19 protein-coding genes are annotated in these 25069 nt (G+C 59.6%); all 19 read right to left on the bottom strand.

Annotated elements, in window-relative coordinates:
* Positions 1-45 precede the first annotated feature (45 nt).
* The 19 genes from JQ845_RS06695 to tssA all read right to left on the bottom strand — a co-directional run bounded on the left by JQ845_RS06695 (position 46) and on the right by tssA (position 24860).
* Entirely contained in the window at positions 46-2286 is a 2241-nt protein-coding gene (locus JQ845_RS06695; RefSeq protein WP_236010193.1) for an ATP-binding protein, read from the bottom strand.
* A gap of 405 nt (positions 2287-2691) precedes the next feature.
* Positions 2692-2907: a hypothetical protein gene (locus JQ845_RS06690; RefSeq protein ID WP_003446734.1), complete on the bottom strand. Its 216-nt coding sequence runs from the start codon at positions 2905-2907 to the stop codon at positions 2692-2694.
* A 218-nt stretch (positions 2908-3125) separates the two neighbouring features.
* Positions 3126-3797 carry a response regulator transcription factor gene (locus JQ845_RS06685; RefSeq protein WP_328823148.1) on the bottom strand — a complete coding sequence of 224 codons (672 nt, stop codon included), beginning with the start codon at positions 3795-3797 and terminating at the stop codon, positions 3126-3128.
* A 456-nt stretch (positions 3798-4253) separates the two neighbouring features.
* Positions 4254-7523: a type VI secretion system membrane subunit TssM gene (gene tssM, locus JQ845_RS06680; protein ID WP_203008791.1), complete on the bottom strand. Its 3270-nt coding sequence runs from the start codon at positions 7521-7523 to the stop codon at positions 4254-4256.
* A 45-nt stretch (positions 7524-7568) separates the two neighbouring features.
* Entirely contained in the window at positions 7569-8774 is a 1206-nt protein-coding gene (gene icmH / locus JQ845_RS06675; protein WP_003446727.1) for a type IVB secretion system protein IcmH/DotU, read from the bottom strand.
* Positions 8771-10111 (bottom strand): type VI secretion system baseplate subunit TssK, encoded by a 1341-nt coding sequence (gene tssK, locus JQ845_RS06670; protein WP_203008790.1) that lies wholly within the window; start codon positions 10109-10111, stop codon positions 8771-8773. Before tssK ends, icmH begins: the two co-directional genes overlap by 4 nt.
* Entirely contained in the window at positions 10098-10634 is a 537-nt protein-coding gene (tssJ, locus tag JQ845_RS06665; RefSeq protein ID WP_202210392.1) for a type VI secretion system lipoprotein TssJ, read from the bottom strand. Before tssJ ends, tssK begins: the two co-directional genes overlap by 14 nt.
* A complete protein-coding gene (locus tag JQ845_RS06660; protein ID WP_203008789.1) occupies positions 10621-12705 on the bottom strand; it encodes a type VI secretion system Vgr family protein in 2085 nt (694 codons plus the stop codon). Before JQ845_RS06660 ends, tssJ begins: the two co-directional genes overlap by 14 nt.
* 14 nt (positions 12706-12719) lie before the next feature.
* A complete protein-coding gene (locus JQ845_RS06655) occupies positions 12720-13091 on the bottom strand; it encodes a DUF4280 domain-containing protein (RefSeq protein ID WP_003446719.1) in 372 nt (123 codons plus the stop codon).
* 352 nt (positions 13092-13443) lie between these two features.
* Positions 13444-14133: a hypothetical protein gene (locus JQ845_RS06650; RefSeq protein ID WP_178105448.1), complete on the bottom strand. Its 690-nt coding sequence runs from the start codon at positions 14131-14133 to the stop codon at positions 13444-13446.
* A 420-nt stretch (positions 14134-14553) separates the two neighbouring features.
* On the bottom strand, positions 14554-15039 hold the full coding sequence (locus tag JQ845_RS06645; RefSeq protein ID WP_236010192.1) for a hypothetical protein: 486 nt from the start codon (positions 15037-15039) through the stop codon (positions 14554-14556).
* 172 nt (positions 15040-15211) lie between these two features.
* Entirely contained in the window at positions 15212-17824 is a 2613-nt protein-coding gene (gene tssH / locus JQ845_RS06640; protein WP_203008788.1) for a type VI secretion system ATPase TssH, read from the bottom strand.
* Positions 17817-18803 carry a type VI secretion system baseplate subunit TssG gene (gene tssG, locus JQ845_RS06635; protein ID WP_203008787.1) on the bottom strand — a complete coding sequence of 329 codons (987 nt, stop codon included), beginning with the start codon at positions 18801-18803 and terminating at the stop codon, positions 17817-17819. The genes tssH and tssG overlap by 8 nt, the downstream gene beginning before the upstream one ends.
* Positions 18788-20668 carry a type VI secretion system baseplate subunit TssF gene (gene tssF, locus JQ845_RS06630; RefSeq protein ID WP_203008786.1) on the bottom strand — a complete coding sequence of 627 codons (1881 nt, stop codon included), beginning with the start codon at positions 20666-20668 and terminating at the stop codon, positions 18788-18790. The genes tssG and tssF overlap by 16 nt, the downstream gene beginning before the upstream one ends.
* Positions 20661-21149 carry a type VI secretion system baseplate subunit TssE gene (gene tssE / locus JQ845_RS06625; RefSeq protein WP_161718306.1) on the bottom strand — a complete coding sequence of 163 codons (489 nt, stop codon included), beginning with the start codon at positions 21147-21149 and terminating at the stop codon, positions 20661-20663. Before tssE ends, tssF begins: the two co-directional genes overlap by 8 nt.
* 105 nt (positions 21150-21254) lie before the next feature.
* Positions 21255-21725, bottom strand: coding sequence for an Hcp family type VI secretion system effector (locus JQ845_RS06620; protein ID WP_203008785.1), 471 nt, complete (start codon positions 21723-21725; stop codon positions 21255-21257).
* Positions 21726-21806: 81 nt separating this feature from the next.
* A complete protein-coding gene (tssC, locus tag JQ845_RS06615) occupies positions 21807-23297 on the bottom strand; it encodes a type VI secretion system contractile sheath large subunit (RefSeq protein ID WP_203008784.1) in 1491 nt (496 codons plus the stop codon).
* A 10-nt stretch (positions 23298-23307) separates the two neighbouring features.
* Positions 23308-23820 (bottom strand): type VI secretion system contractile sheath small subunit, encoded by a 513-nt coding sequence (gene tssB, locus JQ845_RS06610; RefSeq protein ID WP_127195858.1) that lies wholly within the window; start codon positions 23818-23820, stop codon positions 23308-23310.
* Between the two features lie 29 nt (positions 23821-23849).
* Positions 23850-24860, bottom strand: coding sequence for a type VI secretion system protein TssA (gene tssA, locus JQ845_RS06605; RefSeq protein WP_236010191.1), 1011 nt, complete (start codon positions 24858-24860; stop codon positions 23850-23852).
* Positions 24861-25069: the final 209 nt, after the last annotated feature.

Here is a 25069-nt window from a genome sequence, read left to right as displayed (position 1 = left end):
GACCGGGCACGCGGCTGCGAGCCCCCGTCGCAGCCGCGTTGCGCGTCAGCGACAAGCGGATTCCAGGGCATGTTGCAAATGCTCGATGGCCATGTGAACAGTCGCAATTTCAACTGGCTCCTGGCAAAGCGCCTCAAGTCTGCGGGCAGCCTCGACGACCCGGGGCTGATCCAGCATCATGGCGGCACCTGCAATGCGATGCGCCCGATGCGCCACCTGGGGCCAGTCACAGGCTTGCGCAAAGCCAGGCAGAGGCTCGAAGTCCAGGTGACAGGTTGCAAAAAAAGCACTTAGCAGATCGCCGTCAGCCGGCTCCGGCAGCATGGGATGCGCCGGGGCTGGCGTGCATCTGTCACACCACAGATCGATTATTTCCCGCAACTGGTCAACCCGTAACGGCTTGGTCAGCAAGCCATCGATACCGGCGTCAAAACACGACTCGGCATGCTCCGCCCCAACCATTGCCGAAATGGCAATGATCGGTGTACGGATCTGGCGCCCGACCTCCATGACACGTATACGGCGGGCGACGCTATAGCCATCTATATCCGGCAAATTGCAGTCCAGCAGCACCACATCGAAGCGTTCCCCGGCAAAGCAATCCAGACCCGCCTGCCCCGTCAGCGCCTGGACGTTTTCATGGCCCATGGTCTGTAACTGGCGCCTGATCACAAACTGGTTTTGCGGATGATCCTCAACCACCAGTACTTTCAGCGCCGGCATCCCGCTACCCGCCGCCGCGGTTGAAGCTAAGGAATTTGTCTGCTGGAGGTGCACCTGCGGCTCTGCCAGCAGCGCGGGCACCCGGACCACGAAGGTTGTGCCCTTGCCGAGCTCGCTGTGCAACACAATAGTGCCGCCCATCAACCCCAAAAGACGGCGGCAGATGGTCAGCCCCAGACCGGTGCCGCCAAACTTTCGGGTAATCGAGTCGTCGGCCTGGGTAAACGCCTGAAACAGGCGCCGCTGATCACGCCAGGAAATGCCGATGCCGGTGTCAATAATACTCAGGTGCAACAGCCCCCTGGCTGAATCCTCAGGGTCGATCTCAAAACCGGCTACCACCTTGACCTCACCGGCCTCGGTAAACTTGATTGCATTGCAGAGCAGGTTGATCAGTACTTGCCGCAGGCGCAGGGCATCAACACTCAACCACAGCGGCGAGTCCCACTGCAGGCTCATCTTCATCGGCAGGCCTTTCTCCTGCGCCCGCAACTCCGAGATGCTGAGCGCCTCCTCGATCAACCCGTCGATATTGGTGGGCCTGAACTCGAGCACCATGCGCTCGGCCTCCAGCTTGGAAAAATCCAGCGCACAATCGAGCAGCCCCAACAGCGTATTGGCACTGGTCACTGCAATTTTCGCCAACTCGGCATCTTCCGGCGCGAGCCGGGCTCGCCCCAGCAGCTCGACACTGGAAAGAATCGCATTCATGGGCGTACGAATTTCATGACTCATGACCGCCAGCAACATGGCCTTGTCCCGCTCGCTACGCCGGGCCTGGCGTTGCGCCAGATGGGCGTTGCACAACAGATACATGAAGATGGCGAGAAACAGGACCACCACGAGCATTTCGCGGCAATAGTATTTCAGCAGTTCGGACCACGACGGCGGCCCGTAACTGGCGGCATCAACCCAGCGCGCCAGCATGTGGTCGGTCTCGCGGGCGGTCAGCGTGGCCAGGGATTTGTTGATGATCGAGACCAGTAACGGCTGGTCCATTCGTATGCCGATGCTGACCACTGCGGGCAATTCGGCAATCGAACCCGCGACGTGCAGCGTATCGAAATAGCGGTGTTGCAAAATCGGGATCAACACCGCATCAACATCGATGGCGGCATACAGCTCGCCGCTCGCGACACGCTCCAATGCCTCTGTTGCAGTTTCGACCGCGATCAGCAGGATTGCGGGGTAACGTAAACGCAAACTGCGCTCATACCCGCCTCCGGCCTTGACGGCGACCTTCTTGCCCTCCAGTTGACGAGGATCGAACATCACCGGCGAACTGGCCCGGGTCACAATAAGCGTGGAACCTACAAAGTAAGGTTTGCTGTAGGCGATATGCTCACGGGATTGCGGCGCAGCCATCTGCTGTGAAGTGGCCGCAAGCAAGTCGATACTGCGCTCCGCCAGTGCAGCCCTGGCGGAGGGCCAGCCCAGGCCTTGCTTCCAGCGAAACTCCAGGCCGGAAACCCTGGCAATGGCTTTCAGGTACTCAGCGCTGAGCCCTTTATAAACACCATCTTCAACGTATTCCAATGGGCGCCAGTCGGGATCCACAGCCACATGGACCACAGGATTGGCGCTAATCCAGGCTCTTTCCTGTGCAGTGAAAAGCTGTTCAGCCTGCCCTTGGGCCATGCTCCGAAAACAGGCAGAGGCCAGCAACAGGCCCCAGACAAACCTGCGGCCGCTGCGATCGCGCCTGAAAACTTTCTTGGCGTACCCCATTGCCCGGCCGGCTGCCGAGGCAATCACCCGGCACCCGATGGGCGCGCAGGACTACGGGATACCGGATTATGGGTGGGTATCACTGCTCGCAGAGTGCATGCGGGTGCATAGCGGGCGCCGACCCTGAGCAAACAACCGACCCGACACTGGCAGATCCTCGGGGCCCGAGCCCGTACCATCGCCCGGCATCGTTGCCAGACAAATTTTGAGTTCACCATCAGGCCAGCCATTTGCAACCCGCTAAAGTACTTCCTGGGAGTTGAGCTGACATAAAGCGTCCAACAGCAACAAATGGTTTTTATCCAGCATGTCGACATAACAGGCCAGGAGTTGCGCATTCACGCAATTTACCGGTAAATCGACACCATCCGTAAGTTCACGAATCATGATACTCAGCACCGTCTGATTTTCACTGATCCGGAGAATTGCCTGTGATAAAGCCACAACACTGTCCATCGAATATCCTTATAAGTAAGTAGACTCTACGGGGAATCCATCCCCTCCAACGCAGTACTGCTTGAGCAACAGACATACTTCTGAATCAGCAGACGGCATTTAAAAAAATATAGCAGCACTCTAAAAATCAAAAATAAGAACATTCTTATAATAACCCGGCAAAAATCAGGCCATTATTAGAACCCAATAGTGTCCGACCCACTAACAGCGGCCATCACTTAATCACCTTCAAACTGCGAGCGAATCTTAAACAATTCATTATCACTGCGCAGCCCGAGCTTTTTAAAAGCGGCCTGCTTTTGAGTACTGATGGTTTTGACACTGCGCTCGAATTTCAACGCGATTTGCGTGACCGACATGCCATCCAGACAACAACGCAATACTTCACGTTCACGAAATGACAACTCACTGGTTCTGACCAGCATGTCCACACCGGTGGGTTTGGCCAGGCCATTGCGCTGCCCCTGAGCAATGGAAACCCCGTTGTATTGCAGATTCGACTCCATCTGCGGATGCAGGTAACCGCGCCCGCCCACCAGTCTGCGTACGGCAACCGCCAGTTGACTGGAGCACATGTCTTTACCGATAAACCCCTTGGCTCCGCAACGCAGGGCCAGCGCCACAGTTGCAGGAGTGTGGGATGCCGAAATAATCAGTAAATGAATATCCGGAAAGCGAAGCCGCAAACCGCGAATCAAATTCAAGCCGTCAATTTCCCCCGGACTCAGGGTGTAATCCATGATGATTATGTCAACTTCCATGCCGGGCTGGCTCAACGCATCAATCAATTCCCGGCTGCGGATGAAGTGCCCGACGACTTCCATATCCTGCTCTTGCCTCAACAGTTGCAACATACCCTGCAAGACCAGGTCGTGATCATCCAGCAGCATCAGCCGGGCCGGCCGTAATAATGAAGCCATCAGAAACTCCTTTATAAGCATTGACTGTTGCAAATACCTTTTGCAGGCCGGGTGCTTTTAGTTAAAAAGCAGAAATACTCTTACCGATCAAATCCCCCTCGGCGTCATTCGACGACACCTTGTTCGGGCAGCACCTTGAACCAACTCAAAGCAGTATTGGCACCGCTCAAGCTTGCGCCAGTTCAGCTTTTTCTGCGTAAAAGCCGAGCTGGCGATGTTGTACACAGAGTAACGCCCACTCACGGCTGTTGATCCGGGTTTCAAGACGCACATCGCGGGAGACGGATTACAGGCGCGCCCCGTTTAAAGGAGTGGCAGCAATCGCAACGGAATGATTATTTCACCCGCCTCAAGGTTTGAAACCGTCCAGATGACGGTTAGGTCCGATGACGCAGAGAAAGCTATATGAACAACGGGTTACTGTATTTAGGAAAGCTCTGAAAGCTGAAGCGGTTCAGCTGAAGTGCCAATCGACGGGCAGCGGAAGCCATTCAGCGCTTCACGACCCAAAGCCATGCCCTGGCGCCCTGCCCGCAGTTGCAAGCGCACTTCCTCCCCTTCGAAGTCCAGAACCAGTTGCCGGACCTGGGGATTGTCGGTTGGTATCTGCCGGGCCTGATCAAGCAAACGAAACCAGGCCCATGCCCCTTCGGTGCGCCGGGTAAGGGTGCGGCCATCGAGCAAGGTGGCCGAGAGGCGAATCTGCGTCCCCAGGGCCTTGCCCGGAAAACCGAAAGTCACCCCGCGCAACGGTCCGTGCCGATAGTCCAGGCGCTTGTCATCGATGTGCAGGGTGAAGCTGGCGATGCGCTCGCTCATGGTCAGCGGGCTGAGCTCAAATTCGAAGCCTGCCTGGGTCCCGCCTGCCGGAAAAAAACCCGCACGTACCTGCCCGGCCTGTTCCAGGGCGAGCAGTAACGGCCCCCCGAGGGACTCGCCCCCACGGCTGTCACCCAGGCGCCACGGACGCGAACGGGTATCCAGCAAACCCGTCAGATGCTGCTGGACAAAGTCTTGCAATGCCCCGTCAGCGGCAAACATCCGGTTGAAGTCTTCGAGGCTGACGTCACTGGCCGAGTCACCCGCAAACGGGTAACGCCCGCTCAGTCCGCGCTCGCACAATGGCGCCACTTCAGCGGCCCAGGCAGTGGCCAGCGAGCGTCGGCCCTGCTGCTGTACCTGCTGCTGGCCAATCTCGGCAACGTCGAGGAAAACCGGCTGCAGCAGACCGGGCAACTGCTCGATTTCCTCATTCAAACGCTGCAACACCTCGTTGGGCGGCACCGTGACTTTCAGGGAAGGCGCTTTCTGATTGGCCTGCATCAATAAAGCGGCACCTTTGACTGCTGCGCGCACTGCCAGGGCCGGCGGCTCGGGTGCCGAAGCAGCGAGCCAGCCATGCAAAGGCTGGAAGTGCCGGGTCACCGGATGCTCCGGGGGCGCGGCAGCGGTCTCGCCCGGTTCGGCCACAGGCTGAAGACGCTGCGCCTGCTTTTGCGCCATATCCAGCCAGCCCTCGGGGGATGCTGCGGGGGTCAGTTGGGTATGCCCGGCGACGGCCTGCAGTAATACCAGCAGCGGCGAATCGGTCCGGGCCAATTGCATCAACCGCCGCGGCAGGTGTTCATGTTGGTCCAGGCCGGCGATTTGCAGATCGTCGAAAAAACCCTCCCAGTGGGCAATGTAGTCCTGATGATAGAGCGCCAGAATCTCGCGTTTGACAGGCTCCAGAGCCAGCACTTCGGAGCGCCCCAGCAGTCGACGTTCTTGCAGCAACCCAACCGTCAGCAAGGGCTCGAGCAATGTCTCGAAACGCCGATAACCCTCCCGGGTATACAACCCCGGCACCCCCTCCACCAGGCTTTCGCCGCTGCGCCGGGCGAACAGCAGCATGCCCTCGGCCCCCAGCACCGAGGCAATGCTGAACTCGGCCAGGGCCTGACCCCGCATCCCCTCAAGCAGTTGTTCGTATAAACGCTGGGCCAGCGGTTGCGCCGCCAGCCGGTTGCGCACCTGCTCGATCAGGCCGCGATCCAGCGGCACCGGGCCGGACTGCGCCAACCCCTTGAGCAGGCCTTGCAGATGCTGATCCAGCCGCAGGCGGTAGGCTTCACCGGGGCCGCCCGCAGCCCGGGCATACCAGTCACGCAATGAGCGGGCATCCATGGGCGCCTCGCCACCGAGCATTAAATACAGCCCCAGGCTCTCGCGCAGCCCCTCGTCAGTGGTGCCATGCAAACTGCCATGCAAGCGCTGCAACAGATCCACCAGCAAAACCTGCTGCAGATCCCGGGCATACAACTGCCCGGACAACTGACGTAACTGGCGATCGGTGGCCCAGACCCTCCAGCGCCGATCGAGAAGCCGGGCTATGCCGGCGAGCCGGTCCAGCCGCAGCAGTGCCCCGGCCCCCAGCGCGACGGGTGCTCCATGGGGCAGCGCCTGCTGCAATGCCGCGATGTGTTGATCAACCTGCTCCAGGCGCCGGTCCTGATCACGGTACAGATTGAGTAACAACAACCCGGCGAGCAAGCTGGCGATCAGCATCAGATAGTGCGCCCGCGGTCGCCACCAGGCACCGGCCTGACGCAACGGGGTGCGTATCCGGCCCGGCCGGCGGCAGGTCTGCAAGGCCCGCAGCAGGGCCGGCGCCGGCGACTCCGGGGTGGCTGCCCGGGCGCTGAAACGTATGGATTGCAAGGCGACCTGGGCAATGCCCGGCTCCTGGGCCAGCGCTGTATTCAGCAGCCCGTTCAATGTCAGTGCAAACCCTCGCCACATCGGTATGAAGCCATACAGCCGGGCGCGCACCTGAACATCCGGCTCGCGCTGCAGACGCTCGAACTCACTGCTGTCGAGGCCCTCGATCAGGGCAGCCATGCGCTGTTCGAGGGTGGTGAGCAAGTGCCGGTTGCGGGTGGCCGGGGCGAATTCCACGCTCAACTCGCGGCGGTCCGCCGGTAGCCAGGCCAGTGATTCGCCATAGCCGGGCAACTGCTCGCATTCACTGATGAACAACTGCAGCGTCAGCCCTTTGCCGAAGCGGCTGGCCAGCTCTTCCAGACGCGCGCGCAGGCTCAATGCAATCTGGTCCCGCTCCACCTCTGTCGCGCCCTGCAGCCGGGCGGCCGATAGCACCAGGATCACTCCACGCGGATGCTGGCCCGAGGCGCCCGACTGCCCCAGGTCATCCAGCAAGCGACGCCACAGCCGCACTTCCTGCGGGTGGCGCTGGCTCACCAGGTGGCCGCCGATTTCAAACAGCCCATAGCCGTCAACGGCACTGCAGCGCAAGTCTTCATCGGCATTGGCCGGCAACCCGAGCAAGGGCCCCTTCTCGACCCCGGCCGGCCCGATCACCAGCAACCCCGGCAATTTGCCCCCGGTGCGCTGGCGCCATGCACACAGCCGTTCGCGCAATGCCAGTTCGCGCTCCGTCAACTCGTCGAGCACCGCTGCCGTGGCGACCGCTTGCGGCTCGGCCTGCTGCTTGCCACGCCGCCCGAGCCAGACCAGCAGCACTGCCACCAGCAGCAGCGCGCCACACAGCAGCAGGCGCACCACCAGAGCGGCCAGCGGCACATGACCGTCAACCGCCAGGCGCGGGCCATGGACCAGGATCAGATACATCGTAAATAGCAGCCCCAGCAGCCAGGGCGAGGCCCGCAGCAGGGTTTTCAAAACACGCAGGAGCATGGCAGCAACATCCGCAAGGTAGAAGGTTGAGGGAAGGCGCCCGGTTTACAGCTCGGCGGGGTACACAAAGATTTCGACCCGACGGTTACGGGCCCGGTTGTCCGGGCTGTCATTGGCGAACAAAGGTTCGAATTCGCCACGTCCTTCAGCGGTAAAGCGCGCCGGGTCGATCTGATTGCCCTGCAACCTGTGCAATACCGCCTCGGCACGGGCCAGCGACAAGGCCTGATTGGAGCCCAGGCCTCTGGCCACCGGCGTATCATCGCTATGCCCGATCACCTTGATCTGCACCGGCCACTGCTCCAGGGCCGCCGCAATGCGCGACAACACTGGCTCATAGGGCGCCGCCACTTCACTGCCGCCGGTGGCGAACAGGCCCGAGGAACTGATGATGATGCGCACCCCCTGCCCGTCTTCGAGCAGGTTCAGACGCCCCGCACGCAAATCTGCCGACAGCGTCTCGGCCAGGGACTGGGTCAAGCTGATCAGCGGGGCCTGCTCCAGTGCCTGCAAACGTAAAAGGGTCTGATAGGCGCGATTTTCCAGGTGCCAGGTCAGGCCCGCGGCCAGCACCAGCAACAGGGCGCCACAGCCCCACCAGACATAGCGCTGGCGTCGGCTGAAGTAGCCGCGACTCCACGAACGCAAATGCTCGTCCAGGCGGGCCTTGGGCAGGTAGCCGCGTTGCAGGCGGATGGTTTCGAACAGCTGGTTGCGGCGCAACGCCAGTGCCGCGCGCCCCTCGCTCTGGATGCGATAGCGGCCTTCCAGCCCCAGGGCCAGGCACAGGTACATCACTTCCAGCAGGGCAAGGTTTTCCTGGGGCTTGAGTTCCGCGGCGTCGAGGTAGGCGAAAAAACCGTCACCACCGGAGGTCTGGCCATGAAAAATCATCAACAGACTGTGTCTGGACCAACCGCCGCGCCCCCATTCGGAGCCCGAAATAATTTCATCGAGCAAGGTACAGATGGCGTACTGGGCCCGTTCCACCGTATCCAGCGAAGCCCCGTCAGCCATGGCCTGACGATGAAAGGTGCGCACCTTGGTGACCAGTCGGGCCCGCAGCTCATCCAGATCCGGCGCACGTTCCAGACCGCGCAGCAGTACCACTTCATACAACAGGTCACTGGCGCGCTGGCCAAGCCCGTCGCTGCTCAGCGGGGGCAATGCTTCAGCCGGGCCGGCGGGTTGTGCAGAGGCACGCAAACGCGCCCTGATACGGGCTAACGGAGAGACAAAACGACGAATCATTGAGGGTCCTTGATCGCCCAGAAGGCCAGTTGCAAGCCGGGGAAGTCACCGGCCAGATGGAGTCCGAAACCGGCACCGGTGTTGAGTTCCTGCCACAGCGGATGATCGCTTTGCAGCTCGAAATAGCTGAAGCCCGCGTAATAGGGCAGCTCCCGCGGAGCGGCCGGCAAGACACTGACGCCAAGCCCGGGCAACTGCAGGTCCACCAGGTCGGCGACCCGCTCTGCAGGGCCAATTTTCAGGCGGGTCGGGAACACCTTGCGCAGTTCATCGTCCGGCACCTGGGCGCGCACCGCGAGCACAAAGCGGGCGCTGGCGTACAGGCTTGAGTCGAGCACGGCGGCAAAGCGGATACCATGTTCGCGCTCGTGCAAAACCAGAGGAATGACATCGGTACCGGCCTGGGCGCTGAGGGTATAGGCCAGATCGTCCATGATCGGGGCGAAGCATTCGCCAAGCCGGTCGTGGCGATAAACAGGATAGGATTTGGGCCGTTTACTGCTTTCAGAAAATATCGCCAGCTCCCCGGCCAGCCCCAGTAACTCGCGGTAGAGCACCTCAGGGTGCAAGCCCGGATAGCTCGCCAGATGACCCAGCATGGACTCGGCCCGGTTGATGGTTTGCAGCATCAGAAAATGCTGGACCTCCGCCACGCCGCCCAGCCCCGGCACCCCCATATTGGTAGCCAGCATGTAGCCACGCTGCTTGACCCGGCTCAGAAAGTCGTCAACAAAGCTGACCAGGGGCCGGGCCAGACGCCAGTTCAACACCGGCGCGATAAAGCCCTCATCCAGACTGACCTGGCCACCGGGGCTGCGCTCGGCGATGCGCAGCACGTCCAGATAGACATGGGACCGTGCAACGTCGCGCTTGCCCGCCAGCATCAGGTTCAGCCGCGCCAGTTGCAGGGTCGCCTCGCCCGTGTCGGGGGCCGAACTATCCAGGGCCGGCGCTTCCACCAGACGGTAGCGCGCCAGGCTGTCGGGGCCGCTGTCACGGCTTACTTCGACAGTCGAGATGCCCGGCGCGGGCAAGGCCAGGACCACCTCCAGTTCCCGTGCGCCCTCGGGCACCACAAAGCGGGTGCGGGCCAGCTGCTCGGTGTCCAGATTGAAGAGTGTGCCGTCGGGCAAGATGCCGGCGCACTCCAGTAACTGCACGTAGCCCAGGGCCAGTTGGGCCGCATCGACCTTCAGCGCGGTAAAGCCCCAGGCATGGCTTTGCAAAGCCTGCAGGCCCTGCACCAGTTGCGCCTGCTGGTGGCGTTGTTGCTGTTGAAAATGCTGCGGCTGGAGGAACATCCCTTCCGACCACAGCACCCGGTCATTGCTGAACACTGGATGCTTCTCCTTGTAATGGAATCAGGCGGATCGAAACCCGGGTCCGTTGCAGATTGATCTGCAGCGACTCGGGGGTTTGCCCATGAAACACCTCCACGGTGCGCCACTGGGCATTTTCCAGGTCGCGGTATTCCGCCACTGCGCCGAACAACTGCACAGCAGGTTCGGGCACAAAACGCCGGGTGAGCTCCTCCCCCGGTCTTAACTGGAACGTCTCGCGCTTCAACCAGGCGGGGCTGGCCGGCTCTGCGTCCGGTTCCAGCAGACTGGCCGGGTCAGCCGCGAGAAATGCCTTGGCATCACTCAATTGGTAGATCGTCAGAATCACGGGCGATGGCCGCCCATGGATATCCGGATTCACATCGAGGGCAGCCTCGACCTGCAGGCTTCGGTACGGATCGGGTGGCGGGTCCTGGAACCAGCCGAACATCTGGCAGCCCTGCATCCCGCCAAGCACCAGCACCGATGCGCCGCAGAGCGCCAGCCGGCGCACCTGCCTAAGGGCGTCAGTCACGACCATGGTCGGCTTCCTCGGGTTGCTTGGGCATTTGTGGTTTCTGGGTGGGGATGGGCTGCGGTGCCTCGGCCGGATCGGCGCTGCTGTCGCCCCCGCCGTTGATGTCCACCTTGCCCTTGGCGTCGATGGTCACCAGTGCGCCGTTGATCGCCACCCCCTTGGGCCCCAGGACCAGGGTGCTGGAGCCGGCTTTGAGGGTCAGGGTCTGCCCCGCCTCGAGGGTCAGGGTCTGCGAGCCCTTGAGGTCGACGCTGGTGGCGCCGAGCCGGAACTTGCCGCCGACCTTGGTATCGCTGTCGCCAGCAACCTCCAGCGAATGGCCGCCTGCTACTTTGAACCGATGATCGGCACCGGTTTCCATCGAGTAACCGGCACCGACTTTGATGCTGCGGTCACCCACCACCTCCAGCGAATGGCCGCCCGCAACGTACACATTGAATTCGCCACCCAGATGCTGATGGGCATCCTTGAGCACCTGCTGGAAGGAATTGCCCCCCACCTTCACGTGGCGGTCGTTGCCCACATGCTCCAGGGCATCATTGCGCACCGTGACGTCCTGATTGCGCCCGGCATGGAACAACAGTTGTTCGGCGCCGTCCCTGTCTTCAAAACGCAGTTCGTTGTAAACATCCCGGGCCCCCAGCGACTGGCTTTTAATCCCGCTGCGCGCCACCTGTGCCGGCAATTCATGGGGCGGGCGCATGCCACCGTTGTACAGGCTGCCGGTGATCAGAGGGCGGTCCGGGTTGCCGTCAAGAAACTCGACAATCACTTCCTGACCGATGCGCGGCAGAAAAATCGCGCCCCAGCGTTGCCCTGCCAGCGGTTGGGCGACGCGCACCCAGCAGGAACAGTTTTCGTCGGTCTGTTCGCCACGGTCCCAATGGAACTGCACCTTGACCCGGCCGAATTCATCAACCCATAGCTGCTCGCCGGCCTTGCCCACCACAAAGGCGGTCTGCGGGCCGGGCATTCTGGGGCGCGGGGTCTGGACCGGGGCGCGATAGCGGGCATTGCTGCCTATGGCCTCGATATCACAACTGAAGCTCGGCGCGCTGACCCCGGTAGACGAAACCCTGCAAGTGGCGGTCAGCGTGGCCCGGGTAATCAAGTATTCGGCGTTCTGCCCAGGGTCGGCATGCCCGGACAACTTGAACGTGCCACCGGGCAACAGATAAGGCGCACAACCCGTGGCCCCGACCCGTTGCCGCAGCGCGTGCAAAGCCTGCACCCGGACCTTGGTCGCGGCCTCACCGCTGGCGCTGTTGTTAAAATGACCGGGGTAGCGGTAGTGCTCAAACCCGGCCTGATCATGGCCCGCGGCGATCGAGGCCGCCGCCGCAAGCACGCTGGCCTCACGGGTATTGGCTTTGCTGAAATCAAAATCAGCGGCACTCACCCGACCGCTGCACAGGGCCTGTTGCGGCACCCAGCCCCAAAGGCTGTGGAAGTTGTCGTCGCTGCCCACCCGCCAGTACAGGGTGTCACCGGCCTCCAGACTCCGGTGTTCGCTCATCGAGTCGGTCACCACCAGACTGTGCCCTTCGCCGCTATGGCGGAAGAAGTAATAGAGACCGGCCTCCTCCATCAGGCGACTGACAAAGGCGGCATCGGTCTCGGCAAATTGCACGCAATATTCCAGTGCCGCATAGCTTTCCGTCGCCGCCCACTCCACCTCGCCGGGGTAAGGCGCCAGCACAGCCTTGAGCACCTCCAGCACGCTCTGGTTCTGGAAAATCCGGCAGTTGCTGGCACAGCTTGCAAACCACAGCCAGGGCCGCAGCAAAAACTCATAACAGGGGAATCGCCCCTCATCGCCAAGACGCCGAAAGCCACAGACATGGCCATGCACCTTGCGCGATGAGGGGCTGTTTTGTGCCGAATGATGAAGTTCAAGCCCAAGGGCCTTGCCCAGCCAGTCGTCCGCGTTCAGTTCCCCTTCCGGGCTCAACACCTTCACCCGGTACTCAAACAGCTCGCTCAGGCCTTCATGACCGTGCAGCCCGGCAAACAACAAGGCACTTGAGCCCGGTGGCCCGGTAAAACCACAACGTGGCAGCAAAGAATCACTCATTGCACAACAGCTCCTCAACTGACCAGGGTTTTACCGGTGCCGGGGTGATCGATCTTGATCACCCCGGCCCAGTTGCACATACAGGTACATTTGCCGTGTAACGCCGGTTGCCCGGCGATAAAGGTTTTTATCGCCCCGGGGGTCCAGGGCGAGCTGGTAGCCGGTATGCAAGGCATGGGCGTCAATACCCCCATCGCCGCAGACGTGGCAGCAGACACCGCCGGGTTGGCCATCGACTTGCAGACACCGAACGGCGCGATATTGACCATCGGTTTGTGATCCATGATCGTGGCCGCGGGCTGGCCTTCAGCGGTGACCCGGTTGACCGGCAACACCGCCAACTTGGCGGGCGCTGCGCCAAATGAGCAACTTAACAGCGCGCCCATTACAACTTGTTGTGGCACAGGTAGCCCTCCGCGTAATGATTCATGGCTTTAGGTAACAACCGGTAGCTAATAACTGATGGGCGCAGCCTAAAGAAAAGCAGGCACCATCACATAGGAATAGTCCTAAACTTGATAAGTTTTTTCAGACGATACCCGCAAACAGAAGATCCGCTTAAGCGCTTATCTGCCACGTAAACTTTCTTATCAAGTTCAGCGAGAGCAACCTTAAGCCCTGGCGCTTTCAAATTAAATCCATGGCACTTTGAAAACAGCAAGGACTTAAGGTTTATACAGTCGCCCCCCTCAAGACGCTGTGAGCGCCTCGTTGGTAAAAGGCTAATGTTCCACAGCGTCACAAGATGATTTTTGGCGAACCGGCTATTTTATTGATGGCCATTATCTGTTGCGCCTTCGACACCAGAAACGCTTTTCTGTTGAGGTCCTGAGTCTTGGACAACACCCACACCTCACGAACCTTGATCGGGCTCGTCACCCCCAAGCCCTGATATATATTGATATGCGGACGCCCAACAAGCAGCACCTCATTATGATTGCTCATTACTCTGGCGGTACGCCCAAGCAATTCCATCGGCGTACAAAGTTGATTAAACCCGCCCGCCACTTTCTTGCCCGGGCTTTTCGTCACCCCGGAATAAATAGCATCCACCAAGGCATAAGAATTGGTGACCTGGGTGCTGCCGTTTCTTCCAGGCTGTGTCCCGATATGATTAGGAAAACTTACATCATAGGCATGGGTGCCCAAGATATTTTGAATCGGCACATCCAGCACCAGGGCCAATTCTCCAAAGGCCATGGTTTCTGCGTCTGAATCCGCACTGGCTCCTTGCATACGACCCAAATCAACCAGCGATGCGCTGATCACATCCCAGGTTTTAAACACCTCCTCAGCCGGCCTGGATAATAACGGGCTCAGGTCCGTACCCACGCCCATTAAATATTTGTAACGCAACGTATGAACCAATGCCCGAGACGCGCCCAACTTCTCCGGGCTCCACTCTTTCAGAATACTGACCTTATTCACAACATCCACCTTTTACATCCAGACTTAAAAAAACAACAATCCTTATCGTTCAGCCAATCAACACACTGAGGGTCGACTAAACACCACCCAGAGCGCCAAACCGCTAACGTTGAGTGACGTAGCGCTGGCGCACGCCTGGAATTACTCAGGAAACACGTCAAGCCATTGCGGACGCAGCCAGCGCTAAATGGCGAAAAAAGTTTTATCGTCTTGAAGCGCACTTCTGAACTTACGCTGACGCCCAACCACGTCCTGTCGACACTACACAATGACATGCTCAAAGTTTAGCGGTATATCACTATTGGTGGACAGCATCAGGGCACCTCGCATAGCCGCTACAGGCCTATGGTACTTTTGAAGCACATACTTTTTGATATCTGTTTTTAATTTAACGCCCGGCTCCCTTATCCACTCAAAGACTCAGAAATTAGCATCAAACAGATAGATTTTTCCATCACTCTTCAACTTGAGCAATGCCATCGCATGAAAACTATCATATTTACGCATTACTTTGAGCAACGGACTTTTGTCAGCACCTATCTTCCAGGACATATAAACAACCGCATTCTCACCCGACGGCAGCGAAAATCCATTCACCAATGCAACCGAGGAATCATAATCATTGACACTGCGTCGCACCAAGCACTTATCCGGCACTTTCAACTGCAATTCAGACACTTTGTTATTCATAAAAGCCAATGAGCTGCCACCCGCATCATCATAAGCTTCGTACTCAGCCTGTATCTTTCCCCCCATAAAAAAATTGGGTGGCGACAAGGTGCCTGACACCCCCGTTATAATTTCAGACATCCACAACCATGTCTGACCCAAACAAAGCCCTGCACTATTAGTTGCTTCCAAGTGCTCGTGATAATTAATCGCTTTGTGTAGCCGCTTAAAACTCATACTCTGAACTTACCTTAGTATTTAAAACCATCAACCCAGCCGCTCCGAGAGGCATCCCCCAAAGCACTTCAACATCAAAAGATGTAGTGTTTAACCTGCACGAGACTCAACAAACCTGCCTGAAAACATAGTGGCGCGGCTATTGACCAGCTCCAAAACATTGCGGCTATCTTTACATCTCAACTTCCAGCCCCACCCCGCCCTCTGCGATGTTCAAACTCAGACTCTTAGGAGCTTTCTGATCCTTGGTCCATTGCAAAAACACCCGGCTCATCTGTGGCAACAACTCGCGGGTGAGGATGGTGTCGACCATACGGCCGCCGCTCTGGCGGTCGGTGCACTGGCCGACGATATGCGCCACCAGACCCGCGTCGTAGTGCAAGGGCACCTGATAACGGCACTGCACCCGTTGCACCACGCGCTGCAACTGCATTTCAACAATGCTGCCCAGCATCTCGTCGTTCAGGGGGAAGTACGGGATGGCCACCAGCCGCCCCAGCAGTGCCGGGGGGAATACATTGAGCAGTTGCGGGCGCAGCAACTGCTCAAGGTCCTGGGCTGTTTCGCCGCCGCGCAGGTTGAACAGCGCCTCGGTGCCGACGTTGGTGGTCATCAGGATCAGGGTGTTGCGAAAATCGATGACCTGCCCTTCGCCGTCTTCCATCCAGCCCTTGTCAAAAACCTGGAAGAACACTTCATGCACGTCGCGGTGCGCCTTTTCCATTTCGTCCAGCAGGATCACGCAGTGCGGGCGGCGGCGAACCGCTTCGGTCAACACGCCGCCTTCGCCGTAACCGACATAGCCGGGCGGCGCGCCCTTGAGGGAGGCCACGCTATGGGGCTCCTGGTACTCGCTCATGTTGATGGTGACCAGGTTGTGTTCACCGCCATATAACAGCTCGGCCAGGGCCAGCGCGGTCTCGGTCTTGCCGACCCCGGAGGGGCCGGCAAGCATGAATACACCCACTGGCTTGCCGGGGTGGTCGAGGCCGGCGCGGGAGGTCTGGATGCGGCTGGCAATCGCCTGCAGGGCATGGGGCTGGCCGATGATGCGGTGCTCAAGGCTGGCGGCCAGATCGAGGATGGTGTCCAGTTCATCGCGCTGCAACGTGCCCAGCGGAATCCCGGTCCAGCCCTGCAACACATCCGCCACGGCCTGGGCGTCGACATCGGGCAGTACCAGGGCCGCGGTCCTGGCGTGAGCGGCCTGCAGGCGCTGCTGCAAAGCATCGGCACGCTCCAGCAGGGCTGCCCGCTCGGGAAACTCGCCTTCATCCTCGGCCTGCAGGCGTTCGCGCAGCTGCTGGATTTCCTCGACCCATGCCGCTTCGATCTGCCAGCGCGCTTCCAGACCTCGCCCGTCATGCAGCTCTTCGCGCAGCTGTTGCTCAAGGTTGAGCAAACGCTGGGGATCCCCCAGGCCGATGGCCTGTTCGCGCTGCACCATGGTTTTTTCTGCGTGCAGGTAGGCCAGGCGCTCGCGATGGTCTGCCAGCTCCCCCGGCAATGCCTGCTGACTGATGCGCACCCGGGCACAGGCGGTGTCCAGCAGGCTGATGGCTTTGTCCGGTAGCTGACGCTCAGGCAAGTAACGGTGGGACAGGTTCACCGCCGCATGCAGCGCTTCGTCGAGAATTTGCACCTGATGGTGTGCCTGCAAGGTGGGCAGTACGCTGCGCAACATATTGATCGCCACTTCGGGGCTGGGCTCATCCACCCGCAGCACCTGGAAACGTCTTTTCAGGGCCGGATCTTTTTCGATGTGCTTTTTGTATTCGTCCCAGGTGGTGGCACCAATGGTGCGCAGCTGACCCCGGGCCAGCATCGGCTTGAGCAAATTGGCCGCATCACCGGTACCCGCCTGCCCCCCGGCCCCCACCAGGGTATGAACTTCATCGATAAACAACAGGGTCGGCACTGCCGCGGCCTGAACCTCATCGACCACCTGGCGCAAGCGCTGCTCAAACTCGCCCTTGACCCCGGCGCCCGCTTGCAACAGGCCGATATCCAGCGCCAGCACCCGTGCCTGGCGAAACGCCTGGGGCACGTCACCGGCAACGATACGCTGGGCAAACCCTTCGACCACGGCGGTCTTGCCCACCCCCGCCTCGCCTGCCAGCAAGGGGTTGTTCTGGCGCCGGCGCATGAGGATATCGATCAACTGGCGCACTTCATCATTACGCCCCACCACCGGGTCCAGTTCGCCGCGCCGGGCTTGCTCGGTCAGATCGCTGGTGTAGCGCTGCAAGGCACTGCAAGACTGACCCGGGACATTGGTTATTTCGCTCTCGACAAAGGTCGCCGGTTGTTCCGGTGAACGCTGCACGATCTCGCTGAACTGCTCCATCAGCAGTTCGCGGTTGATCTTTTCGAACTCCCGCGACATGGCGAACAAGGTATGGCGCAAATTACTGGTGCCCAGCACCCCGAGCAATATATGGCCGCTGCGAATCTTCACCGCATCGAGCTGCAACGCACCGTATATCCAGCTGCGCTCCATGGCTTCGTCCAGTTGCCCAGACAGGTCAATCACCGATCCGGAGCGGGCAGGCAAACGCTCGAGGGCGTTGATCAGGTCGGTCACCAGCCGGGCGTTGTTCAGCCCGAACCGTTCGTTGATCCGGCGCAGATCGGAGTCGGGCTCCTGCAACATTTGTTGAAACCAGTGCACCAGCTCAACGTAGGGGTTACCGCGCAGACGGCACAGGCTGGTGGCAGACTCCATGGCCTGGAACGCCAGGTGGTCAAGTTTGCCAAATAGCTTGGCGCGGCTGATATCAGTCATGGCTCAATTCCTGTTGAAGTCGGTGAAGACGGGCCCTGCTCAAGACGCAAGCCCGTGAATGAAGCGAACGCGATGTGCCGGGCAACCATGAAGCCAGGCCCAATGCCTGGTTGGCTCCCAGGCGCACTGCCGGCTCAGCCTCATCGGCGACCAGCAGTTGCACATCCCATTCAAAACAGCTGCCCAGGTAGTCATCGACCAAACGGGTCAGGCTTTGTAACAGCGCAGCGGCGGACAAAAATTGCTCCAGCCGGGCAATCGTCAGGGGCCCCAGCACCAGGCGAACGCTGTGCTGGGCATTCCATACCCGGCGCCCCAGCAACGCGCTGTGCCCCAGTTGTGCGGCACCGGCGCCGCCAAGCCGGGGTTGCTGCAGGGCGGTCTGTTCGCTCCAGCGGCCGAACCATTGCTGCAACCGCACCGGCATTTGCAGATGGTCGCGCAACACCGCCAGCAGCCCTTCGGCGCTACGCCGCTGGTCGACATACTGAGCGGCGTAATAGCGCTCACCACGGGGCGTGAAGGCCTGTACATAATCCGCAAAACGGTCCTGCCCGGGACGGTCGGCCGACACCGCCGGCCGGGTCACCGCCCAGCTGCGATACAGCAGGCACAACAGGCGGTGATGGAAGATGTCGAGAAAGTCCGCCAGCAGGAAATCGTTGTGATTGATTTGCCGGGACAAAACGTCCTCGCTGAACGCCAGCGGCATCGGGCCGTTGACCCCGGTCAGGCCAGAAAACGTAACCGCCAGCCGGGCCGCCCGCCCCTCGCGCAGTTGCAGGTTGCGCAGCATCCCCGGCTCGAAGCCCAGCGACACTGCCTGCCCGAGACGCAGCGGGTCCTGCTGCAAGTGTTCGCTGGTGCCCAACCTTGGCGTGCGCGGGTCCAGGGCATCGATGCAGCGCAAGGCACTGAAAAAATCGAAGCGCCAGGCAGCGCTCTGCAGTTGCGCCCAGAAATCTACAGGACCATGCATTGGCCACCCCTGACCGGCCACCGGTGAATCAGGCCCCGGCCCCGGGTGTACAACACCGTGCAGGTAAAGGAATTGATAGCCGCGTAACGGGCGAAAAACCCTTCCAGCACGCCCCCAAAAACAAAGGCACCGATGCCTTCGCACGCCGCATCGTCGAGGGTCAGTTCAAACTGCAGCCCGCGCCCGAACACCACCGGCCCCGGCCCGGGCAGACGCCGGGTGAGGACACTGGCGCGTAACGAGAGGATGCTTTGGAGCAGACGTTGCAGCACGGCATCATCGGACGCGATGTACAGCGACAACATCTCGCGCAGGGCAGCGGCTCCCGCCTGACCGTCCGCATCTGCCAGCGGCAGAAAGTTACGCGACAAATGCTGGATCGCGCTCCACGGACCTGCGCCCGAGACCGGCAGGGACAGCGGCGCCGACGGCCCGGCCAGGCGCCGAATGGAGATCACCGGCGCACTGACTTCAAGGACGAAATCGGTGTTGCCCTTGCCAAAACGGATGTGCTGCACCAGGTGCCGGTTGGAACAGATGACATCGGCCGCCAATTGATGCAGGTCCGGGCGGTACGGCGGGTGCTCGGGGTCCACCAGGGTGATGGACAGGTCACAGCCCGCGTAGGGCGGCTGGCCATTGAACCCCGTCGCCATGGGCCGTGAAGGCCTGCGCTGGGACTGGAAAAAGCCCGTGCCCCGGGCCTCGGCCTGGCCGGCCAGGGGCGAATACAGAGGGACGAAACGCTGGTGCTCGCGACCGCCGCGAAAGTAACCCTGCACCTGCAGCACCTGATGTATTTCATGATGCAAAGGGTTGGCCTGATCGACCACCACATCGATATCGGTGCGGTGCTGCTGCAGATTGATCCGGTCGGTGCGCTTTTTGAACAGGTTCTGCACCGGCACACAGAACAGGCTGAAAAACGAAGGGTCAAGATCCGCCGGCAGCGGATTTGACAAGGGTGCCAACAAGAACACCAGTTCCAGCGAGTCGGTGCCACAGCGGCGAACCGCAGGTCCCAGGCCGCACAGGCGGATGAAACGCTGGCTTTCGGGGAACGCCAGAAAGCGCCTCAACAGGGCAAAAGCGTCGGCCCCGTCGCCAGCGCGCGGCTTGAGCTGCGCATCCTGCCCGGGCTCCATGTCAACCTGGCTGATGTGCCAGGGTTCGATCACCTCGCACCCGTCTTCATCACTGCCCGACGGCCTGGCGATAATGCCTAGGGTGCGCGACAGCAACGCTTCATGCACCGCCAGCGTCGGCGCTCCGGGGCGCCCCAGGTACAGGCATAAGTGTTCCAGGGCCAATTGATTGAACAGGGTGCCTGCAGTGGTTTTCAAACGCAGCCTGATGGCCGAATGAGCCTCCACGGCGAGCCCGGCGGGCACACCCGAAAGCAGGTTGGCACTGGGCAGGTACTCTGCCGACTCGATCTGCAATGGCCATAGGGTCACGGGCTGCAGGCTGCGCCATTCGCAACGGGCACTCTGGCCCTCAACATCGGCGAAGGCACTCAAAGCGCTGTCGGCCGCCAGAGAGAAACCCTTGACCAGGCTGCCCTGATGCAGATCCGGGGTTAACTGCACCACCGCCATGGACGGCAGTGGCGCTAAAGAGTGGGGTTGAACCCGTTCCAGCAAATTCCTGGTGAAGTGTGGAAACTCGGATTCCATTTGCAATTGAATACGCGCCGTCAGAAACCCCAGGCCCTCCAGCAGGCGCTCGACGCCGGGATCGGGGTCGTGCCGGGAGTCCAGGTTGAGGTGACTGGCGACCTTGGGGTAGATCCGGGCGAACTCACCCGCCCCCTCGCGCAAAAACTCCAGTTCGCGCTCATACAGACGCAACAGGCGCTCATCCATGGTGTTGCACACCGTCAGGGGTGTCGATATGCACCGCACCGCTTTGGGTATTCCACAAAGAACGAAACGTGAAGGGGTACACCTGCATTGCGCAACGCAGCTGCCCTTGAATCAGAAATTGCATGTCGGCCATGGGCTCACTGCCATTGGCAACCCACGACACCTGCAGACTATGGCGAATGATTCTCGGCTCGTAAGTAAAGATGGCCTGCCGAATACGTTGCTCCAGGAGGTGCGGGGCAAGACCGGACAGGGTTTGCCCCGCCACATTGCCGATACCGTAATTAATCACCGAGGTCGCCGCATAAGGGCTGGCACTCAGGTCCTGGCCACCCGCCAGCCCGCTGGTATTGAGCAGCGTGCTCAGGTCCGAGCGCAGCCGCGACAAAAGCGTTTCTCTATTGAAAGAGTGGATTGACGGAACGTGGGGATGAAGACCAAGACTCAAGCGTTCCAGTAATGTACAGGCCCTGCTGTTCATACCAATACCCTGATCGCGTGTCGCACATAAACTGACTGACATGGCACAACTTTTAAATCCAGGGTGCCCTGTTACAACCGGGGCGGGCACCCTGAAGCCAAAGGGTTAAGCCTTGGCAAACACGTCATAAGACTTTTCAACGGAGCCTTTACTCACATCACCGTCAAAGTGGACGTACTTATACTTGATGTTGATAAAGTTCAATGACAGGTGTTCGGTAGGACGATTGTTCGCGGTACATTGCGTAGAAAAAGAGCTGACAACAGGTTTGGTCAGTGTAATTTGCAGCAACTCTTGCGACGTTTTCGACGAGCCGGCCGCATGCAGCACAACAATAGTGGCCGAATCAAATGCAGTGCCCACCAACGACTGGATAAAGAACTCCGGCGAGGTTTTATCGGCACCTTTGGTCAACAAGAATTCAGAGATAAACGCCTGCCCCACATCACGGTCATTGCCTTGCACTTGAACATGGCGCGATACATTCAATGAGTAGGATTCAAACTCAATCCATTCCTTATACTTTTCAACGGTCGAGGTGCCTTTGATTTCTTTATCAAACTTTACCAGTATCATAATGTACTCCCAGGAATAATCACCACAGGGTGAAGAACCACATCAGGGAAAGCCCTGTTGTGCTAACAATGCTGTTAAACGTTATGCTTTAACCGAAGGCAACTTGGAAACCAGTCGCAATGAAACAGTCAAACCTTCCAGTTGGTAGTGGGGCCGCAAGAAGAATTTGGCCCGGTAAAACCCGGGATTGCCTTCATCTTCTTCCACCACCACCTCGGCTGCCGCCAGGGGTTTACGCGCCTTGTCGGCATCGGTGGCAGTGGCCGGATTAAGGTCAACGTATTGATTGATCCAGCCGTTGAGCCAGTTTTCAATTTCCGCGCGCTCTTTAAACGAGCCGATCTTGTCGCGCACGATGCATTTCAGATAGTGGGCAAAACGGCACGTGGCGAACAGATAAGGCAGGCGCGCGGCCAGTCGGGCGTTGGCCGTGGCATCCGGGTCGTCGTATTGCTGCGGGCTATGCAGTGACTGGGCACCGATAAAGGCGGCCACAGAGCTGTTCTTGCAGTGCACCAGCGGCATGAAACCGTTATTGGCCAGCTCCAGTTCACGGCGGTCGCTGATGGCGATTTCGGTCGGGCAGGTCATGTCCACCCCGCCGTCTTCGCTGGGGTAAGTGTGCACCGGCAGGCCGCTGATGGCGCCGCCGGACTCGATACCACGGATCTGTGAACACCAGCCAAACTGCTTGAAGGACTGGTTGATGTTAAGGCCCATGGCATAGGCGGAGTTAACCCACAGGTAGTTGGCCGAGTCGCCCCGGGTCACTTCTTCAAAGTTGAAATCTTCCACCGGTGCGGTTTTGGCGCCGTAGGGAATTCGCCCCAGGAAACGCGGCAGGGTCAGGCCCACATAGCGCGAGTCTTCCGAGCTGCGGAAGTTGCGCCAGGCGGCATGCTCCGGGGTCTGGAAGATTTTGCCCAGGTCCCGCGGGTTGGCCAGCTCTTGCCAGGAGTCCATCAACAGGGCGCCAGGGTCGGCCGCACTGATCAACGGCGCATGGGCCGCCGCGGCAATTTTGGCCATGGAAGCCAGCAGCTCGACATCGGGCGGGCTGTTATCGAAGTAATAGTCTGCGATCAAGGCACCGAAGGGCTCGCCGCCGAACTGCCCGTATTCATGTTCATAAATCTTCTTGAACAGCGGGCTCTGATCCCAGGCCGCGCCTTTGAACTTCTTCAGTTCACGGGCCACCTCGGCCTTGGAGATGTTGATAAAACGGATCTTGAGCTTTTCATCGGTCTCGGTATTGCTCACCAGGTGATGCAGGCCGCGCCACGCCGACTCAAGCTTTTGAAAGGCTTCATGGTGCAGGATCGCATTGACCTGGCTTGAAAGTTTACTGTCGATGGCGGCGATGAGCGCTTCAATGGTGCTCAGGGTGTCATCGGCAATCAGGTGCACAGAACCCAGTGCCTGCTCGGCCAGGGTTTGCACCGCGGTGTGCAGGGCGTCACTGGCCTGTTCGCTGCGGGGTTTGAACTCCCGTTGCAGCAAGCTGCTAAAACTGTCGGCCTCCAGGGTGGTGGCCTGGCTCTCTTGACTTTGAAGCTGTTCAGTTGCAGGCATGATTGGAACCTTATTCAGCGGGGACGGCGGGTTTGGCCTGTTGCAGCAATGAGTTCATCAATGCCGGATCGTCGAGCAGTTGGGCGACCAGTTGCTCGGCACCACTTTTGCCGTCCATATAGGTCAGCAAGTTGGAAAGTTGATTACGGGCCTCCAGCAACTTGCGCAACGGCTCGATATTGCGGGCGATGGAACCCGGGCTGAAATCATCCATGCGCTGAATATCCAGCTGGACCGGCAGTTGCCCTTCACCGGTCAGTTCATTGGTCACGCTGAACTTTAACGCCGGCGCAATGGCACTCATGCGCTCATCAAAGTTGTCGACGTCAATGTCCAGAAACTTGCGATCGGCCACCGAGGGCAACCCCTGGGTATTGGAACCGGAAAGATCGGCAAACACGCCATTGACAAAAGGGATTTCAACTTTCTTTTCGGCGCCATAGAGTTCGACGTCGTATTCAATCTGGACCCGCGGAGCACGATTGCGATTTATAAATTTTTGACTGCTTGCAGTGCTGGACATACTTGACCCTCAATCACGATTAACAACATTTATTCTTCTTGAATACCGGCCAGCGCCCGCATGTCACTGACGCTGGACGGTGCCAGTTCAGCCATGATTTCGAGAAAATCCATACCGGCGAGGCGACGCACTCTTTGCACCAGCATGGGGATGGGACTGCTCGGTTCATGGCGCTGGTAATAGCCGGCAATGGCATCCAGGGCCAGCAGCACCTCTTCCCGCGAGCGGCACTCCCGCACGCTCCCGGCAGAGACAACAGCGGCGGGCGTAGACGCAGACACGGCCACTTCAGGTTCCGGGGCAACGCTGTGCAAGGTACGGCGCAAACGGCTGTCCACCACCTGGATCCATTGCCCCAGCAACCGCGAAACCGGCTGCAGCGGCGAGCTTTCACAGAGCCCGGTTTTCTCATCCAGCCCCTGACCGATGCTGTCCAGCAAGCCCTTGACCCGGTTCAGCGCGCCCAGCCCGCGCATCAGCTCAGTGGAGCATTGCGGCTCGATCTGGCTCTCCAGCCGCAGCAGACAGGCGTCGCGCTCGGGCGACTCTTGACCGCTGGCGATCAACGCCAGATCGGCACAGCACAGGGACTCGCCACCGGGCAGCCTGGCCAACACTTCTTTGCGAAGTGCCGCCACCACCACCGAGGGCACCGCCAGTTCCGCGAGAATATTGATCCGCACCAGAGGGTCGAATTGATCTTCATCACTCAAGCGCGGGTAGGTCTGCTCCCAACGCTCTCGCACCAGATAATCGAGCACCGCCAAGCCCTTGGCCAAACCCGCCAGCCCTTCTCGCTCAAGCCAGGCCAGGGTCAGATATACGGCGACCCGCAGATCAAGCGTACGAGCGAACAAACCCATGCAGCGTGTTTCAACAGAGGCCCAGTCTATGGGCTCCGGAATATGTAGATAATCGCCGTACTGCGACTCTTCCTTGCTGGACACTTCATCCATAAGTGCCAGAAATTCGGAATCATATTCCAGGTTTTCACCCACCTCCTGACTGGAAAGAACGACGATAAAGTCATCGATATTCATCGCCCCGCTGCGCCACATAAAAGTTCTACTCCAAAATTATTCCACTCAGGCCGAGCGCTTTAATTGTGTGGGGCAGTATGACAAAAACACACCTGCACACATTAAGAATAGTCTTAAAGAAGTGGCTATTCCTAAGAGTCATGGGCCAAAACAGAAGTAAAAACCGCCAACAACCAATCAACTTAGGACTCATCCTAAGTTATTGACCC

It is taken from the genome of Pseudomonas paraversuta (genome assembly GCF_904063065.1).
GTDB lineage: Bacteria > Pseudomonadota > Gammaproteobacteria > Pseudomonadales > Pseudomonadaceae > Aquipseudomonas > Aquipseudomonas paraversuta.
This window is presented reverse-complemented; position numbering and strand designations above follow the sequence as displayed.

What these genes read in the sequence shown, in the direction of transcription:
- JQ845_RS06690 (WP_003446734.1), bottom strand. Translation starts at nt 2,907, where the DNA reads ATGGACAGTGTTGTGGCTTTATCACAGGCAATTCTCCGGATCAGTGAA.
- JQ845_RS06685 (WP_328823148.1), bottom strand. Translation starts at nt 3,797, where the DNA reads ATGCTGCTGGATGATCACGACCTGGTCTTGCAGGGTATGTTGCAACTG.
- tssM (WP_203008791.1), bottom strand. Translation starts at nt 7,523, where the DNA reads ATGCTCCTGCGTGTTTTGAAAACCCTGCTGCGGGCCTCGCCCTGGCTG.
- icmH (WP_003446727.1), bottom strand. Translation starts at nt 8,774, where the DNA reads ATGATTCGTCGTTTTGTCTCTCCGTTAGCCCGTATCAGGGCGCGTTTG.
- tssJ (WP_202210392.1), bottom strand. Translation starts at nt 10,634, where the DNA reads ATGGTCGTGACTGACGCCCTTAGGCAGGTGCGCCGGCTGGCGCTCTGC.
- JQ845_RS06660 (WP_203008789.1), bottom strand. Translation starts at nt 12,705, where the DNA reads ATGAGTGATTCTTTGCTGCCACGTTGTGGTTTTACCGGGCCACCGGGC.
- JQ845_RS06655 (WP_003446719.1), bottom strand. Translation starts at nt 13,091, where the DNA reads ATGGGCGCGCTGTTAAGTTGCTCATTTGGCGCAGCGCCCGCCAAGTTG.
- JQ845_RS06645 (WP_236010192.1), bottom strand. Translation starts at nt 15,039, where the DNA reads ATGAGTTTTAAGCGGCTACACAAAGCGATTAATTATCACGAGCACTTG.
- tssH (WP_203008788.1), bottom strand. Translation starts at nt 17,824, where the DNA reads ATGACTGATATCAGCCGCGCCAAGCTATTTGGCAAACTTGACCACCTG.
- tssG (WP_203008787.1), bottom strand. Translation starts at nt 18,803, where the DNA reads ATGCATGGTCCTGTAGATTTCTGGGCGCAACTGCAGAGCGCTGCCTGG.
- tssF (WP_203008786.1), bottom strand. Translation starts at nt 20,668, where the DNA reads ATGGATGAGCGCCTGTTGCGTCTGTATGAGCGCGAACTGGAGTTTTTG.
- tssE (WP_161718306.1), bottom strand. Translation starts at nt 21,149, where the DNA reads ATGAACAGCAGGGCCTGTACATTACTGGAACGCTTGAGTCTTGGTCTT.
- JQ845_RS06620 (WP_203008785.1), bottom strand. Translation starts at nt 21,725, where the DNA reads ATGATACTGGTAAAGTTTGATAAAGAAATCAAAGGCACCTCGACCGTT.
- tssC (WP_203008784.1), bottom strand. Translation starts at nt 23,297, where the DNA reads ATGCCTGCAACTGAACAGCTTCAAAGTCAAGAGAGCCAGGCCACCACC.
- tssB (WP_127195858.1), bottom strand. Translation starts at nt 23,820, where the DNA reads ATGTCCAGCACTGCAAGCAGTCAAAAATTTATAAATCGCAATCGTGCT.
- tssA (WP_236010191.1), bottom strand. Translation starts at nt 24,860, where the DNA reads ATGAATATCGATGACTTTATCGTCGTTCTTTCCAGTCAGGAGGTGGGT.